This is a genomic window from Clostridium cibarium, from assembly GCF_014836335.1.
In the GTDB taxonomy this organism is placed as follows: domain Bacteria; phylum Bacillota; class Clostridia; order Clostridiales; family Clostridiaceae; genus Clostridium; species Clostridium cibarium.
The window spans coordinates 37,623-54,533 of sequence record NZ_JACSRA010000024.1; the positions used below are offsets into that span (position 1 = coordinate 37,623).

General features: G+C 28.0%; 14 protein-coding genes. 10 read left to right on the plus strand and 4 right to left on the minus strand.

Annotated features, from left to right (window positions below; genetic code table 11):
- The first annotated feature begins 1 nt into the window (after nucleotide 1).
- The 3 genes from H9661_RS14025 to H9661_RS14035 all read left to right on the plus strand — a co-directional run bounded on the left by H9661_RS14025 (nucleotide 2) and on the right by H9661_RS14035 (nucleotide 5,312).
- The gene (locus H9661_RS14025) at nucleotides 2-718 is read left to right on the plus strand and encodes a DUF6063 family protein (RefSeq protein ID WP_143317719.1); all 717 of its coding nucleotides are present in this window, start codon (nucleotides 2-4) and stop codon (nucleotides 716-718) included.
- Nucleotides 711-5,012, plus strand: a complete 4,302-nt coding sequence (locus H9661_RS14030) for a hypothetical protein (RefSeq protein WP_191769448.1) — start codon at nucleotides 711-713, stop codon at nucleotides 5,010-5,012. The genes H9661_RS14025 and H9661_RS14030 overlap by 8 nt, the downstream gene beginning before the upstream one ends.
- Before the next feature lie 105 nt (nucleotides 5,013-5,117).
- Nucleotides 5,118-5,312 carry a helix-turn-helix domain-containing protein gene (locus H9661_RS14035; protein WP_191769450.1) on the plus strand — a complete coding sequence of 65 codons (195 nt, stop codon included), beginning with the start codon at nucleotides 5,118-5,120 and terminating at the stop codon, nucleotides 5,310-5,312.
- A 207-nt stretch (nucleotides 5,313-5,519) separates the two neighbouring features.
- Here the strand turns inward: H9661_RS14035 and H9661_RS14040 are convergent, their stop codons facing one another.
- Nucleotides 5,520-5,696, minus strand: a complete 177-nt coding sequence (locus tag H9661_RS14040) for a 4Fe-4S binding protein (RefSeq protein ID WP_143317722.1) — start codon at nucleotides 5,694-5,696, stop codon at nucleotides 5,520-5,522.
- Between the two features lie 24 nt (nucleotides 5,697-5,720).
- Nucleotides 5,721-6,092 (minus strand): pyridoxamine 5'-phosphate oxidase family protein, encoded by a 372-nt coding sequence (locus H9661_RS14045; protein WP_143317723.1) that lies wholly within the window; start codon nucleotides 6,090-6,092, stop codon nucleotides 5,721-5,723.
- Between the two features lie 219 nt (nucleotides 6,093-6,311).
- Between H9661_RS14045 and H9661_RS14050 the strand changes: the two genes are divergently transcribed.
- From H9661_RS14050 to H9661_RS14080, 7 genes are all read left to right on the plus strand, one after another.
- Nucleotides 6,312-6,815, plus strand: coding sequence for an RrF2 family transcriptional regulator (locus tag H9661_RS14050; RefSeq protein WP_191769452.1), 504 nt, complete (start codon nucleotides 6,312-6,314; stop codon nucleotides 6,813-6,815).
- Nucleotides 6,816-6,897: 82 nt separating this feature from the next.
- The gene (rarD, locus tag H9661_RS14055) at nucleotides 6,898-7,800 is read left to right on the plus strand and encodes an EamA family transporter RarD (protein ID WP_143317725.1); all 903 of its coding nucleotides are present in this window, start codon (nucleotides 6,898-6,900) and stop codon (nucleotides 7,798-7,800) included.
- A 318-nt stretch (nucleotides 7,801-8,118) separates the two neighbouring features.
- A complete protein-coding gene (locus tag H9661_RS14060) occupies nucleotides 8,119-8,700 on the plus strand; it encodes an RNA polymerase sigma factor (RefSeq protein ID WP_191769454.1) in 582 nt (193 codons plus the stop codon).
- Nucleotides 8,693-9,505 (plus strand): hypothetical protein, encoded by an 813-nt coding sequence (locus tag H9661_RS14065; RefSeq protein ID WP_143317727.1) that lies wholly within the window; start codon nucleotides 8,693-8,695, stop codon nucleotides 9,503-9,505. Before H9661_RS14060 ends, H9661_RS14065 begins: the two co-directional genes overlap by 8 nt.
- Before the next feature lie 212 nt (nucleotides 9,506-9,717).
- Nucleotides 9,718-10,425, plus strand: coding sequence for a MurR/RpiR family transcriptional regulator (locus tag H9661_RS14070; protein ID WP_143317728.1), 708 nt, complete (start codon nucleotides 9,718-9,720; stop codon nucleotides 10,423-10,425).
- 210 nt (nucleotides 10,426-10,635) lie between these two features.
- The gene (locus H9661_RS14075) at nucleotides 10,636-12,198 is read left to right on the plus strand and encodes a PTS transporter subunit EIIC (RefSeq protein ID WP_191769456.1); all 1,563 of its coding nucleotides are present in this window, start codon (nucleotides 10,636-10,638) and stop codon (nucleotides 12,196-12,198) included.
- 1 nt (nucleotide 12,199) lies between these two features.
- Nucleotides 12,200-13,537 carry a 6-phospho-alpha-glucosidase gene (locus H9661_RS14080; protein ID WP_191769458.1) on the plus strand — a complete coding sequence of 446 codons (1,338 nt, stop codon included), beginning with the start codon at nucleotides 12,200-12,202 and terminating at the stop codon, nucleotides 13,535-13,537.
- A 95-nt stretch (nucleotides 13,538-13,632) separates the two neighbouring features.
- Here the strand turns inward: H9661_RS14080 and H9661_RS14085 are convergent, their stop codons facing one another.
- A complete protein-coding gene (locus H9661_RS14085; protein WP_191769460.1) occupies nucleotides 13,633-16,068 on the minus strand; it encodes an ABC transporter permease in 2,436 nt (811 codons plus the stop codon).
- Nucleotides 16,069-16,080: 12 nt separating this feature from the next.
- Nucleotides 16,081-16,746, minus strand: coding sequence for an ABC transporter ATP-binding protein (locus H9661_RS14090; RefSeq protein ID WP_191769462.1), 666 nt, complete (start codon nucleotides 16,744-16,746; stop codon nucleotides 16,081-16,083).
- Between the last annotated feature and the right edge of the window lie 165 nt (nucleotides 16,747-16,911).

Sequence of the window (16,911 nt, forward strand, 5' to 3'; positions counted from 1 at the left end):
TTTGAATTATTCATTAGAAGAAATAAGGATTAGTAATAGGATAATATATTATTTAATGAAGAAAAGGGAATTAAAGGAAGATGAGATTGCACTTTATAAATATTATTCAGAGAATGAGAATGTTCAAGAATTAGTTAAAATATCAGCTGATGAATTAAACTGTGAAGTAAAAAAGTTTGGAACAGTAGTATATTTTATTCCTAAGGAGGATAATGATTTTTTAGGATATTCTAAAGGTGAGCTTAAGTCAGTATTATGTAAATCAGGAGCTAATGAAAAAGATTACTATTTATCTCAATTTGTTATTATGACTTTAATAGTTTCTTTTTATGGAGCAACTGGTTTAAGTAGTAAGTGTAGAGAATTTCTAAAGGTTGGAGAATTCTTAAATATTATAGCTGAAAAGCTTAAAGAAGGAGTAGAAAGAAGTGCTATTAATAAAGATATAGAAGAGGGAGGGATAGCTTTTAGCAATATTTTAGAAAAATTTGAGTCCTTAAAAGGTTCTGAAAAGCAAAATAGATCAAAAACTACTAAAGAAGGTTTTGTAAATACAATACTTTCATTTTTAGATAATCAAGGATTGATAGATTATATTCAAAGTGATGATATGATAAAAACTACTAAAAAGCTTGATTATTTTATGGATTGGCATTTATTAAATAGAAAAAATTATAATAGAGTAGTTGAAGCATTAGGGGAGGAAGTACATGAGTAATTTTAATTATCTTAGGTTAGTAAATTTAAATTATAATAACAATAATTCAAAAATAGATGATCAATTATTTTATTTAAATGGTGAAAATACAATGCTTAATTTGAAAAATGGTGGAGGGAAATCCGTTATCGTTCAAATGATGATTGCTCCTTTTGTAAGAAATAGATATAGAGACTTAAATTACAGAACTTTTGATAGCTATTTTACAGGAAAAATGCCTACATACATTATGATGGAATGGAATTTAGATGATAATGCAGGATACCTTTTAACTGGAATGATGGTAAGAAAAAAAGAAGTTGCATCAGATGAAAACTCTAAAGAAACATTAGACATTATTAATTTTATATATGAATATAAATGGAGAAATAAATATGATATAAAAAGCATCCCTATTATTGAGAAGGACGGGGAAGGACGTAAGATAAAGAGTTTTGGGAATAGTAAAAAGTTATTTGATGAAATAAAAAAAGATCCAGAATTTGATTTTAATTATTATGATATGAATAATTCAGGTACTTCTAGAGCCTATTTTAACAAGCTAAGAGAGTATGGGATAGATCATAAGGAATGGGAAAATATTATTAAAAGAATTAATTTAACTGAGTCTGGTTTGTCTCAGCTTTTTAAGGAGGCTAAAAATACTGAAGGCTTAATTAAAAAATGGTTTTTACCTAATATAGAAGAAAAGTTAAGTAGAGATGAAGATAGAATAAAGAATTATAGGGATATTCTAGAAAAATATATATTCCAATATAAAAGTAATAAAAGTGATATAGATAGAAAGAGTAAAATTGAGATATTTACTGAAAGGTCAGTAGCAGTAAAGGCTGCAGCAGTAGAATTTAAAGAAAATGAAACTAAATTAAAGATGCATGAAAATAAAATAGCTAATTACATAAAGGCCCTTAGCGACTATATAGAAGAAAAAGAAAATAACTTAAGTAGACTTGATGGAGAATTACTAAAAAACAAACAAGAATTAAAGGAAATTAAATATGAAGAGCTATCTATGAACATATATTTAGTAATTGATGAAATAGATAAGCTTGAAAAAGAGATAGATAATAAAATTAAGGAAATTGAAGAAGCCAGGGAAAGCTTAAATAAATTAAAAAAAGAACATAATATTTTAAATTGTGCTAATGTTTATGAGCGATATAAGGAGTATTCCAAGGAGCTTCAAAAGATAGAAACGAAGCTGAAAGCTATACGATATAAGCAAAAAGATAATGCACCTAGAATTAATGATCTTGGGTATACTATTAAAAAATATTTAAAGGATGAATATAATGCTTTAAATATAGAAATGGGTAAAAACAAAGATAGCCTGAATTTATCTAGTTCCCAAAAAGCTGATTTGCAAAAAAATATTGAAGAATTCCAAAAAATATTAAATAAAATTTCAAATGAAGAAGGTAAATTAAGTACAAAAATAAAGGCTTTTGATGAAGTGGAAGATAAATTTAACAGAACTTATAATGAGAATTTGCTAAGAAATATTGAGGGATATTATCTTGAAGAAGATCTAATAGTTCTTGGTAGAGATATATCTTTAGATATAGAAAAATTCGAAAAAGAAAAGAGAAAAATTGAAGAGGATACTATAGAAAAAGATAAATTACTAAATGCTAAAAAATCAGAAAAGGATAAAAAGGGGAGGGAAGAAAGTAGATTAAAAGTAGAATTTGATAATGTGTTAAAAGATATTAAGAATTATGAAGAAGATATTATAAAGAGGAAGGATATAGTAAAGTATATAAATTTAGATGAAAATAAAATGTTTGATAGAGAAGAGATTGTAAATGGTTTTAATAAAAAGATAGAGATGCAAAATATAGATTTGCAAGAACTTTACAAAGATAAACATAATATTGAAGGAGAGATCTATAGATTAAATACAGGAAAAATAGATAATCTTCCAAAGGACTTTATAGATGAATTGAAAAATAGAGAAATTAATATTACTTATGGTATGGAATATCTTAAAAAGAATGAATTGTCTGAAGAAGATAATATAGAACTGGTTAAGAAAAACCCATTTATACCATATTCCTTAATTATGAATAGTAGAGAAATTAATATACTAGCAAAAGATGAAATAGAGGTTTTTACATCAGTACCTATTCCAATAATATCAAGAGAGAATATAGAGTGTCTTATAGAAAATAGAAGTGGAAATATAATTGAATTTGATGATATACGATTTTATACTTCATTTAACAATAAATTATTAAATAAAGAAGAATTAAAAAGACTATTAGAATTAAAAGAAAAGGAAATTCTTAAAATTGATAATTACATATTAGAAAAGAAAGAGTCAATAGATTTTTATAACGATAAAAAGGGCTTTATTAATAATTCAAAATTGACTAAGGAATTGTACGAAAAAACAAATAGAGATTTAAAAGAAAAAGAAGAGGCAATAAAAATAAATAAAGAAGGATTAATTTCACTTAATAATATTATAGGTGAATTGACAGATGCTATTAATGAAAATGATGATAAAAGTGACGAGTTAAAGGAGAATATTAAAGAGAGTAATAGAAAGTTAACTGAATATAATTATTTAGTTTCAAAATATGAACAGTATCAAGGGGATAAAGAGCAGTTTGATATGCAATTAGAAAAGAAAAGATTATATTTAAGTAAAATAGATGAATGTAGTACAAAGCTAGAAAAATTTAAAGGTTATAATAATGGTAATATTATAAACAGTGATTTAGAAGATTTATATTCCGAATATGAGGTTATTACAAAAGAGATTTCTGAAAGTATGCCTGAGTTAGAAGAAGAATTTGAAAAAGAAAATGAAAAATTTAGAAAAGTAGAAAAAGAATTAAGTGATAAAATCTCATTGTATAATATTGAAGAAAATAATTTTAAGGATGTCATTTATGATAGTAACAAGGAAAGTAAGTTGATAAATGATATTGAAAAAATAGAGGAAAAAATTGATGGGATGAAGGATAATATTTCAGAATATGGTAATAGAAAAGCAAAGGAAGAAGCAAATAAATCAAATTTATATGATCAAATTAAAGAACTTATTAATAGAGATAAACCAAAAGACAGAAGCGAAATATTTAATAAGAATTTCAAAGAAGAGCTTGCTAATTTAAATATAAAAGAACAGGAATTGAACAGCAAAAAAGTTGCTATTAGTGAAGAACTTAACCTATTAAAGATAAACAAAAATGGATTAAATGAATATGACTTTGAAATAGAGACTTCAATAGAAGTTGAATTTAATATCAGTAAATTGGATAGTATTACTGGAAAGCTTAAAAGAGACTATAGACTTATTAATAAAAGCATAGGAGAAAATGAGAAAAAGCTTGTAGAAATAGTTGATACTATAGCTAATGACGAAATGTTTAATAATGATTTATTATTTGTTGATGCAATGGATAGTCTTAAAAAAGTTTGTAATAATCCCAATAGTTTATTAAAACAACTTGAAATAATTTTAGATTCATATGAGAGATTAGTAGAAAAACTTATGCACGATATTGAAATAATCAATAAAGAAGAAAAAAATATTTTAACTAATCTTTACGAGTATATTTCTTTAGTTAACAAAAATGTTGATGAAATCGATGAGAATTCTTCAATAAATATTAATGGAAAATCAATAAAAATGCTTAAAATTTCAGTAGTTAATATGGAAGAAAACAAAGAATTATATATGATGAAACTTAAAGAATATATTCAAAATATAAGAGATTATTGTGTAGGTCTTCTAGAAAAAAATGAAAGTATAAGTGAATATATTCAAAACAGCATCACTATAGTAAAACTTTATGATGAGATAATTTCAATAGGAAATATTAATATTAAGCTTTATAAAATAGAAGAAAATAGACAGAAACAAATTACTTGGGATGAGGTCTCTAAGAATTCAGGGGGTGAGGGGTTCTTATCTGCTTTTATAATATTATCTAGTCTTCTATCTTATATGAGAAGAGAAGATAGAGATATATTTTCCAGAAAAGAATCATCAAAGGTCCTTATTATGGATAATCCCTTTGCACAGACAAATGCAGAACATTTATTAAAGCCTTTAATGGATATTTCAAAGAAAAGTAAAACTCAACTTATATGTTTAACAGGATTAGGTGGCGATTCTATAATTAATAGGTTTGATAATATTTATGTAATGAATTTAGTTACTTCAAAATTAAAAAATGGATTAAGAGTTATGTTGTCAGATCATATAGTAGGAGAAGAAGAAAGCGAAGTAATGGTGTCATCAAGAGTGAAAGTTGAAGATGTACAGTTGAAACTTTTTTAATATTATAAGTGAATTGTAAAAGTAGTCTTAGGCGTTTGTATAGCTTGTCTTGGTATGCACCCTTAAAGTTAGACCAAAAATCTAACTTTGGGGGTGTATTTTATTATGGTAAAATATGACGATGAATTAAAGTTAAAAGTAATTAATGCTTATTTAAGAGGTGAAGGAGGTTATATTACTTTAGCAAAACAATTTAATATAGGTCATCGATCTACTGTTCAACGTTGGGTACGAACTTATAAAAAAATAGGTATCGATAGTATATGTAGAAAGAAAAAAGGACTTGCTGTGTTCTCTTAGAACTTCAAAATGTAGTATAAAATGAATCGGCTAAAAATTAAGTAGGCTGATTCATTATTTTTCTATCATAAGAAAGAATTATTTATTCAAAATAGAAAGAGCGCTTGTTTAATTTAAAATGATTCAAAGTAAGCCGTTCCACCTCTTTGTGGTACGGCTTTATAATTACTATTTAAAAAAATTCCATGTTTAAATTTATCATTTCAGTTATTTTTGAGAAATACATTTCTTAGGACAAGCTAATTGACAAGCTCCACAGTCAACACAAGCAGATTCGTTGATTATTCTTTTTCTATCTCTTTCTTCTGCGATGCATCCAACAATACATACTCTCTGGCAAGTTCCACAACCTACACAATCTGATTTATTTATTCTTCTAGGCATATTTCTCTCCTTAGATCTAGAAAATTATAATGTTTGTTTGCAAGAGGTAACTGTAACTTCTAATGTTCTTGTAAGGAATGGACACTTTTCTTTCATCATTTTAAAGTTATCCCCATCTTTTAAAAATTTAGCAGTTCCTTCAAGCAGAAACCCAGTTCCCATAAATTGATAGCCCATTACTTCCTTACTACCAAGAGTCAATTTAACTTTAGGGTTAGCATTAATATTTTCTTCCGTTTTAATCATAGCAGCTGCAGGAATTAGGATTTTATTTTCTTCTACAATAATTAAATAACTATTCCATGTATTAACGACATGAGCTTCATTATTTGCACAAGTTACAATAGAAACTACTCCTTCATGATTTAGTACCTCAAAAAACTTTTCTGTAAACATTTTATATTCCTTCTTTCTTTTAAAAAATATATAGCTATCATTACAGACAATTAATATCGTGGATAACTATTGTCTATGATTATAATATGATTATTTATTTCTTTTGTCAATAGACATTTTTTGCTAAAGATATATATTTAATGATGTATGATTATCTTGAATGAGAATAAATAATAGGATATTATTAAGAGAAGATTATATATCAAAGGAGTATGAAAAATGAAATTCTCAGTAGGAGTAGAATATGCAATACATTGTTTATTATATATGGTAAACTCAGAAGAAGGTAAATCTGTGGGAATAAGGGATTTAGCAACATTTCAAGGTATCTCTGAAACTTATTTATCAAAAGTATATGCAAAATTAAGTAAGTCAGGAATTATAAAATCTATACCAGGTGTAAAGGGTGGTTATGTGCTAGCTCGTAGTGCTGAAGAGATAACTTTTTGGGATGTTGTCGAAGCAGTAGAAGGAAGTGAACCATTTTTTCAATGTGCAGAAATTAGACAAAATAATATATTATTAGATAAAGATAATTTACCAGATACGCATACAAAATGTCCTTGTTTAATAAAAGTTGTAATGTTAGAAGCAGAAGATGAAATGAGAAAATATTTAAGGAATAAGACATTGGCATGGCTATATGATCAGGTATATAATAAAATACTTCCGAAGGAAATGAAAGATGCAACAATTGAATGGTTCAATAATAGCAAAAAGTAATTAAATATATATAAAACATAGGATGTCATATCTTAAATATGAGAAAATATGAAAAGTAGTTATTTAAGAAGGGGGAAGGTAAATGCGTAATGAAAAGAATATTGGTGTAATATATGCAGCTGCTGCATATACATTATGGGGTGTTTTGCCCGTATACTGGAAACTTATAGATAGTGTGTTTTCAATGGAGATTTTATCTAACAGAATAGTTTGGGCCTTTGTTTTTACAATTATAATTATTGCAGTGACCAAACAATGGGGAGAGCTTAGACGTATAGCGAAGGATAAGAAACAAATGCTTTATATATTTATTGCATCAATTTTGATTGCCTTTAACTGGGGGCTCTATATTTGGGCTGTTAACTCAGATAAGATTGTAGACGCAAGTCTAGGGTATTATATAAATCCATTATTTGCAGTGGCACTTGGGGTTGTAATTTTTAAGGAAAAGCTAAGCTTTTTGCAAGGAGGGGCACTTTTTGTTGCATTTATTGGCGTAATAATCAAAACTTTGCAGTATGGTAAAATCCCTTGGATTTCATTAGGTTTAGCTATTTCTTTTGCATTATACGGTGCAATAAAGAAATCAATTAAGGCTAATTCTATAGTAGGTTTAACCCTGGAAACAACTATGCTAACTCCAGCTGCGTTAGCGTATATAGCAGCAAGGCAATTTAGTGGAGTGAGTGCATTTCAGAAGGAAGGTGTAGTTGTAATTATTTTGCTTATAGGTGCTGGTGTAGTTACAGCGATTCCATTATTGCTTTTTGCAAGTGGAGCAAGAAGACTTCCTATGTCAGTGCTTGGCTTCACTCAATATATTTCGCCAACTATAAGTCTACTTATTGGAATTTTTGTGTATCATGAAAGCTTCACAGCTTTGGATATGATAGGATTTTGCTTTATATGGGTTGCACTAGCTATATACTCCATTTCACAAATGAGAATGGTTAGAAGCAAACACTACATAAAACAGGTTAGCTAGGGTTTAGCAGTTTATTTTAAAAGAGTTGTATTAAGAATGTTAAGAAGCACTGAGTCTTATTCCATTAGGACCTTTTTAAGGAGGAATAAGATTCAGTGCCTTATAGGTGAACCATATTATAAGTGAATTGTAAAAGTAGTCTTAGGCATTTGTATAGTTTGCCTAAGGCTACTTTCATTTTAAATACCCTATTATAAGGAATATAATTAATTCTATAGATTAAAGATATAAAAAAATTTTTTCTAAAAATGAACCGATTAAGTATTTAATGCCTCTAATATATAGATGCATCAATAAGAATCGAAGGGAGACAGTAAATTGTGTGAAGAAGAGCTTGTCATAAAAATCCAGTCTGGTGATATGAACGCATTAGGTGAGTTGTTTGAAATATATAAAAACGAATCATTTAAATATGCATATCTTATTACAGGTAGTAAGCATACAAGTGAAGATGTTGTACAAGAAGCATTTATAAGCTGTTATAACAATGTAAAAAGTCTTAAAAATCCTCAGGTTTTTAAATCATGGTTTTTTAAAATGCTTACGCGAATTGCATGGAGATATGCAAAAAAAGATAAGAAATCGCTGCCAGTTGACAATATATTTGAAAAAGCAGATGAAAAAAGTATTGATACTTCTATAGAGCAATATTTAAGAAAAGAAGAAAAAAATAATCTTTATGCAGAAATTGAAAAGCTTGATTTAAAACAAAAAACAGTAATTGTTCTATATTATTTTAACGGTCTTACAGTTAAGGAAATTGCAAAAATAATGGACTGCTTTGAAGGGACAGTAAAGTCAAGGCTTCATAGTGCAAGGAAAAAATTAAAAAGAAGTTTAATTAAGTGTGACGATGAATATAATCATAGAAATTTAAAGAGGGTGAGACTTAATGAATAAAAGATTTAATGAAAATATAGATAAAAAAATTAAAGAATGCTTAATTAGTAAATCAGATAATGCTTCAGTACCTGAAAATATGTTTTTTAAAATTAGAAATGAAATATTAAAAGAAAAAGAAGATAAAGGAGTTTTTGTTATGAAACATAGATTATTAAAACCAAAGACAGTTATAATTGCTGGAATGCTTATTGTTGCAACAACAGTAACATGTGTTGCAGCAACTAATCACTTTGCAATGTTTAGTTCATCATCTCGTCAAACTGAAGTTAAAAATTTTCCAAGTAAAGATAAAGTAAAAGAGAGTGCTGGCTTTATACCTAAATATGTTGAAGCCTTTAATAATGGGTTTAAATTTAATACATTTAACTATTCAAACAATGAAATCCGTGATGATAAAGGAGCTGCTGTTGAGAAATACAAGGGTGCAGATTTTGATTACACAAAAGAAGGTTCTAAAAAGAATCAGAGTTTGACTGTGTATGCTAAAAAAATAGATCAGAAATATTTGGATGAAGACACATTAAAAAATACTGTAACAGTAGAATATAAAGGAATAAATATTGAATATACTAGCAATCAATACAAGGCAGTTCCAGAAGGATATAAGCCAACAGATGAAGAAAAAGAATTGCAAAATAAAGGACTTCTTCAAATCGGATATGGAAGCGACGAAATAGAAGTTAATCAAAATCAAACAGTTACGTGGTATGAAGATGGAATATCATATTGTATCTTGAATGTGGATTATACTGAATTAAGTCAAGATGATATGATTAATATGGCAAAAGAAGTTATAGGCTAAAAAAATTATCCCTAAGGAATTAGAACATTTATTCCTTGGGGATAATTTATTTTTATTTAGTTTATACAAAATTTTTCATAGAGAGTATAAATTACAAAACTATGTAATTGAAGTGGAAAGATGTATAAAAAGTATGGTAATATAATAGATTAAATGTTAATGAAATGATATACTAATAGAAAATACATTTTATGAGCAGAAGGTGTTTATAAATGGGGAATGATGTAACATTAACGGAACTTGAAAAAGTGATCTTAAATAAAGTACAAAATTATATTAATAAAAATGAAAAAGTTGGTATAGATATAATTGCAAAGGAATGCTTTGTTTCAAAGGCAACAATTGTAAAACTATCAAAAAAGCTTGGGTATAGTGGATATAGCGAAATGTATTATACTATTCTCGCTGCTAATAATAACTCCTCAAAATTAGATTTTTTTAATAATAGTAGCGACATGTGTATGAATGAGCACTTAAAGGGTGATATTAATATACTTGTAGAGGCATTAAGAGAATTTAAAGATAAAAAGATATATTTAGATTCACTAGGAGTTTGTGATAGTGCTAGGGAATATTATTTACAAAAGCTATTGATATTTGGATTTGATGCAGCTAGTAGTTATCACTATGAGGCCTTTAAAAATAATAAATCTGGTTTATACTTGTTTTTTTCTTATTCAGGATACAGAGCTGAGATTATTGAAAAGGTCAACGAAGCTATTAGAAATAATTTTAAAGTAATAGCTTTTACTGCCAGTAAAGATTCACCTTTGGCAAAAATATCTCATGTGACACTGGAGATAGCTGGTATAAAATCAGATAGGGAGCATTACTTACCAAATTTATTTACTGCTAACCTCATAATTTTGTTAGAATTAGCACTAAGTGAATACTCTAAAAGATATTTATCTGAAAAATAATATTAAGAGCCTATATGGATAAAAGTAACTGATAAAATGGATTATTGCGGAAGAAAGTTTGTGATAAGCCATGTTATCAGTTTTTTTATACCATTTTTTTAGTGAACTTTTTCACTTTTAGTAAACATTTTCATAAGCGTGGAAACTCTATTGCTAGCGTAAATAAACTAGGATATATTTTAAATAAATAAAAGAAGGAGGTACTAAATCATGAGAAAAAAAATATTGTTATTAGGTCAAAAATTTTCACAAGCTGCAGTACAACCAGTTATGTTCTTAACAGTTATGGGAATTGCTCTTGCTGTTGCTGTTATTATGCAACTAGAGTTTATGCCATCATTTATAGTTTTTATTGGTACACTTTTAAAAAAGATGATGGATGCTATGTTAAATAATCTTTCTATTATCTTTTGTGTTGGAATTGCAACAGCATTTGCAAAGAAGAAAAAGGTTGATGCAGCTATCATAGGATTAATAGTTTACATTATGTTCTTAGCAAGTAATAATGCATGGCTTACATCACAAAATATGTTAGCTACGCCAGGAGCTATGGGGCTATTTGGAACTGGACAAAATACTGTTTTAGGATTTCAAGTAGTAGATATGAATGTTTTCTTAGGAATAATACTAGGATGTATTACTGGATATGTATTTAACAAGTTGGCTGATGTACAGTTTGGAGATATGTTTAGAGTATATGGTGGATCAAGATTTGTATTTATAGTAATGATTCCAATTACTTTGATATTAGCAATTGTGCTTAGTTATGTATGGCCTGTGGTAAACTATGGTATTAATGCACTATCAGGATTTATGAAGAGTGCAGGTTCACTTGGTGTATTTTTATATGCATTTGGAAATAGATTTTTAATACCAACTGGCTTGCATCATTTATTATGGATGCCATTTTGCTTCACTGGAATTGGTGGAACTTTAAATGTTGCTGGTGACGCTGCACAGGGAGCTGTTAATATTTTTTATGCGGAAATGGGTAATAGTGCTCATTTAACAGCTATTGATCCATCAATAAGGTTTGCAACCTTTGGATTTGCAAAAATCTTTGCAAGTGTAGGTGTTGTTCTTGCTATGATAAAAACTGCAAAACCACAGAATAAAAAGACCGTAAAGGGATTACTTATTCCAGCACTTTTTGTTGCAGTGGTAGCAGGTATTACAGAACCACTTGATTTTTCATTTCTTTTTATATCACCTTTGCTTTGGCTAGTACATGGTTTGCTTACCGGTTTTTCAGAAATGCTACTTTGGATACTAGGTTCAAGGACATATTCAATTTATGGATTATTGGATACATTAGTTTGTAATTCTGTAATAAGTCCAAAACTTTCAAAAATATATATTTTCTTTACAGTGGGAATTATAATGGCTGTAGTATGGTATTTAGTATTTGTTTTCTTAATTAAAAAGCTGGATATTAAGACTCCTGGTAGGGAAGAGGTCTCTGACAATGAAATTAATATTCAGGCAGATGGCAGTGCTATTGTTGAGAAGAATGCTAATGATGATCAAGATTCTGAGATATTTATTGAAGGGTTAGGTGGAGTTTACAATATTTTAGAGGTAAATAACTGTTTTACACGTTTGAGAATTGATGTAAAGGACGTTAGTAAAGTGAATAAAGAAATAATAAGTAAGGCTAAGCAAAAAGGTGTTGTTATTAAAGGAAGTAATGTACAGATTATTATTGGAATGACTGTAGAAGATGAAAAAGAAAAACTTGTTAATTTATTAAATATGAAAAAAGGAGAGATGTAAAATGAAAAAATATTCTATATGTATTGTTGGGGGAGCAAGCCGTTATACACCAGATATGCTTGCAATGTTATGTAATCAAAAAGAAAGATTTCCTTTAAGAAAAATTGTACTATATGATATTGAGAGGGAACGTCAAGAAGTAGTGGGTAAGTATGCAAAAATATTATTTAAAGAGTATTATCCAGAGTTAGAGGAAATAATATGGACTACTGATAAAAAAGAAGCATTTCAGGATATAGATTTTGCCCTTATGCAAATTAGAGCAGGAAGATTAAAGATGCGTGAAAAGGATGAAAAAATTTCACTTAAACATGGTTGTCTTGGTCAGGAAACTTGTGGAGCTGGAGGATTTGCATATGGTTTAAGAAGTGTTCCTGCTGTTATAGACTTAGTAAAGGATATTAGAACTTATTCCCCAGAATGCTGGATTTTAAATTATTCTAATCCTGCTGCAATTGTTGCAGAGGCAACGAAAAGGGTGTTCCCTGATGACTATCGCATTATTAATATTTGTGATATGCCAATTGCAATTATGGAGATTTACGCAAGTGTGCTTGGAGTAGGTAGGAGGGATTTAGAACCTAGATATTTTGGACTTAATCATTTTGGATGGTTTACCCATGTTTTGGACAAGAAGACTGGAAAAGATTATTTACCTAAGTTAAGAGAAATACTCAAAACCCCAGTAGATGTACAAACAGAACCTCTTTTCCAAGAAAAATCATGGAAATCAACTTTTCAATTTATGAGTCAGATGATAAATGATTATGATGAATATTTACCAAACACATATTTACAATACTATTTATATCCATCAAAGATGGCAAAGAAAGAAAATCCAGAGTATACAAGAGCTAATGAAGTAATGGATGGAAATGAGAAAGAAACCTATGGTAGGATGAATAAAATTATATCACTAGGTAAAATACAAGGCACAGAGTATGAGATTACTAGTGACGTGGGATGTCATGCTGAGTATATAGTTGACTTGGCTACAGCAATTGCCAATAACACCAATGAAATCTTTTTAACAATTACAGAGAATAAGGGAACTATTGAGAATGTTTCTTCTGGTGCTATGGTAGAAGTTCCATGCCGTGTTGGAAGTAATGGAGTGGAACCTTTAGTTGTAGGGACCATACCAACTTTTTACAAGGGACTTATAGAAAATCAATATGCATATGAAAAACTAGCAGTAGATGCTTGTTTGGAGGGAAGCTATCAAAAAGCATTACAGGCACTAGTATTAAACCGTACGGTTGTAAATACTGATGTTGCCAAGGAATTATTAAAGGATTTAATTGATGCTAATAAGGGATATTGGAATGAGCTTCGTTAAATATGAGAATAGAATGTGATATGGTGAGGAAATTTACCATATATTAAAAAATACTGTAGGAGATTTATTAAAAAATATCCTACAGTTTATATTTATTAATTGATATTCTTCAAACGTTCAATGATACTACTTTTTGAATAAAAATGAAATATTATTTTTGGAGTTAAAACACAAGTTATTATTATAACTATCCCTGTAACTATAAGTTGAATTATTGGAAAATTAAACGAAGCATAGTTAGCTTGATATTTAAACGCTTCAACTAAATAATATGCAAGAATACTTCCGAAAGTAGAAACTAACAATAAAGAGAATATTCCATAATAAATACCTTCAAACGTAAGCATTTTTCTTATTTGTTTTTTAGTCATACCAATAGATTCGAGAATTGCAAGTTCAATCTTTCTAGAACTTATATTTGTTATTATTGTATTAATAAAATTTACTAGGCCGATAAATGACATTAGTGAGGAGATACTTATTAAGGTAAAAGCAATGCCTCTTTGAGATTTTACAAAATTATTCCTTTCTAGATGTTTAGCTTTTATATTTATATATGGAAAGCCAGTTGTAATATCTTTTAACTTTTCATATGTTTCTTTAGCATTATCATCTTTTAAAGAAAATGTTAATATAAAAGGTTTTGCCTCAGGGTAAAGTTCTTTTAGCAAGCTATCATCAATCATTATATCAGGGCCATTTTGAAATACGTGAGTATATGTATTTCTTTTTAAAACAGCGATAACTTCTACTTGTTTTGGATTATCTTTTGTTCCAATATTCATTGTATCACCAACCTTTATTGCGTTGTTTGATACATTAGATACAATGGCATAGTTATGTGATTTTAATTTTGAAATATCTATATCTCCATCTATAAGAAGGTCTGAAATATTGTCAAAAAAGTGTTCATTTACTCCTAATATATTTGAATTAACTTTAGATTCAAAGGGATTACCACCTGCTTTTTTTCGAAATTCATCTGAATTAGATTTTAAAACACCATCATATTCAAGAGGAGCAGAAAAGTAACTAATTTTATTTACATCTTTTATGTTATCCAAGGCACTTATTTCATTAAAAACTTTAGTATCATCGTAGGTGATTGGATTTTCCTCATTTGTATTTATACGCTGTAGATAAGTGTTTTCGACTTTAAAGTCATATGGTACATAGGTATCTAAATACGCATCTGGATTTAACGAATTAGCAAGTACACCTGCACAGATAAAACAAATAAATCCAAAGGTTAAAGATAGGATAACTATAATGCTTTTTGTTTTATCTCTAAATAAATTTTGAAAAGCCATTTTGTATATTTTAGCACCATTTGTTCCTGCTTTTGTAGTATTTTTTCGCTTGGAATTAGGGGAATATTTTAATGCTTCAATAGGGGAAACTTTGGATGCAATTTTAATAGGCTTTTTACATGAGATTATTATTGTGAATAATACAAATATTATAGTTGAAATAAATATAAGTGGATTAAATTTGATATTAAGTTTTGAAATATTAACGCTTTTTATGACAAGTGGACTTACAACAAAACAAATTAAATAACCTATTATTATTCCAAGTGGAATTCCTATAATAGACAATCTTAAATATTGGTATCTAATAATTTTTTTGATCTGCTTTTTTGTTGTGCCTAGTGATTTTAATAAACCGTAAAATTTTATGTTTTTTAGAACTGAAATATAAAATATATTATATATTATGAGGTAACCGCAAATTATTATTGTAATTATCATTGAAATATAAGGTAGTAATTCATCAAAAGTTAGAGTTGAAGTTGTAGTACATGCACTATTTACCTCAACTTGTTTGTTATTTAAATTCAAATCTGAACGGATTTTTTCAAAATTATCAATTATATTTACACCAGTATTAAAAGTTATATAAAGGTCTAAAGAAATTTCACCTTTATTATCTTTAAAATCCTTTGAAACTATTCCAAATCCATTTTCTGTTGTACTAGATTTTGTGTATTCTGTATAATATGCAGATAAAGTGAAGTCAGTAGATTTATGTTGATTATTACATGTATATTGTAAATTTATTACTTGACCTAATTTATAAGGTAAATGAAATTTATCTAGAACCCAGGTTGGAAGAGCAATTTCATTTTCTGCAGATGGTAAATTACCATTTAAGTCATAATATACTCTTTTTGATAATGTCTCATCATCTAAGTAACAGAGAACTAAATTTGAATTTTCAAATTCAGGGTTTTCTATTTTATTTGTAACTTGAATCATTTCACCAATGTTTTTTATTGATGGATCATTATGAATTTTTTCTAAATCTGTAGATGTTACGTTTTTTATAATACCATGAGCTGTATAACCTTCTAGTGTAAATTTTTGAAAGTCAAGGCTGTCTTTAAGACTTATAGATAAAGTAGTAATTACAGTAAAAAGAATTGTAGTTAAAATAATAGCAGATAAAATAAATAAATTTGTTGATTTATCAGATTTAAGTTTTCTAACACTAATTTTTTTAAGAAAGTTATTAGATATATTTTTTGACATAAGTTTTCCCTCCTATAATTTTAGTTTTCCATCCTCAATTCTAATTATCCTATCAGCCATTTCAGCCATGGATTCATTATGAGTTATCATGACTAAAGTTTGGTTGAATTTTTTTATGGATAACTTAAGAAAATTAAGAACCTCACTTCCAGTTTTGCTGTCAAGGTTTCCAGTAGGTTCATCCGCTAAAATTATTGAAGGCTTTGTGACTAGTGCTCTAGCAATAGCTACACGCTGTTGTTGTCCACCAGATAATTTATTTGGTAAATTATTAATTTTGGAACTTAATCCCAATGTATCTATTACATCTTCTAAGTACTTTTTATCTACTTTCTTATCATCGAGTTCAAGTGGAAGAATTATGTTTTCATACACATTTAAAATTGGCATTAGGTTGTAATTTTGAAATATAAAGCCGATGTTTCTTCGTCTAAAGATAGTCAAGTCATCATCTTTCATCTCAAAGATATCTTTATTATTAATATAGACTTTACCACTGCTTGGCCTATCAAGACCTCCTAGCATATTAAGTAAAGTACTTTTTCCAGATCCAGAAGTTCCTACTATTGAAATGAACTCACCTTCTTCAATATTTAGTGTTATTTCATTTAAAGCATTAACCATATTTTCATTATTACCATAAGATTTACTCAAGTTTGTTGTTTGTAATATACTCAAAATTTTTCACTCCTTAAAAATATAAGTAAATTTATTTTACCATAAATACAATAAAATGTAATTTAATTGTATATGGGAAGATGATTTAATTTGACGATTGTTAATATAAAAAGGTAATTGAAAAACGTGAAATATATGTAAAAGTATGGATAGATAGATTTAAAT

Bases quoted from the DNA above. Each gene is read 5' to 3' on its own strand.
- H9661_RS14030 (WP_191769448.1), top strand. From the start codon at position 711: ATGAGTAATTTTAATTATCTTAGGTTAGTAAATTTAAATTATAATAAC.
- H9661_RS14035 (WP_191769450.1), top strand. From the start codon at position 5,118: ATGGTAAAATATGACGATGAATTAAAGTTAAAAGTAATTAATGCTTAT.
- H9661_RS14040 (WP_143317722.1), bottom strand. From the start codon at position 5,696: ATGCCTAGAAGAATAAATAAATCAGATTGTGTAGGTTGTGGAACTTGC.
- H9661_RS14045 (WP_143317723.1), bottom strand. From the start codon at position 6,092: ATGTTTACAGAAAAGTTTTTTGAGGTACTAAATCATGAAGGAGTAGTT.
- H9661_RS14050 (WP_191769452.1), top strand. From the start codon at position 6,312: ATGAAATTCTCAGTAGGAGTAGAATATGCAATACATTGTTTATTATAT.
- rarD (WP_143317725.1), top strand. From the start codon at position 6,898: ATGCGTAATGAAAAGAATATTGGTGTAATATATGCAGCTGCTGCATAT.
- H9661_RS14065 (WP_143317727.1), top strand. From the start codon at position 8,693: ATGAATAAAAGATTTAATGAAAATATAGATAAAAAAATTAAAGAATGC.
- H9661_RS14070 (WP_143317728.1), top strand. From the start codon at position 9,718: ATGGGGAATGATGTAACATTAACGGAACTTGAAAAAGTGATCTTAAAT.
- H9661_RS14075 (WP_191769456.1), top strand. From the start codon at position 10,636: ATGAGAAAAAAAATATTGTTATTAGGTCAAAAATTTTCACAAGCTGCA.
- H9661_RS14080 (WP_191769458.1), top strand. From the start codon at position 12,200: ATGAAAAAATATTCTATATGTATTGTTGGGGGAGCAAGCCGTTATACA.
- H9661_RS14085 (WP_191769460.1), bottom strand. From the start codon at position 16,068: ATGTCAAAAAATATATCTAATAACTTTCTTAAAAAAATTAGTGTTAGA.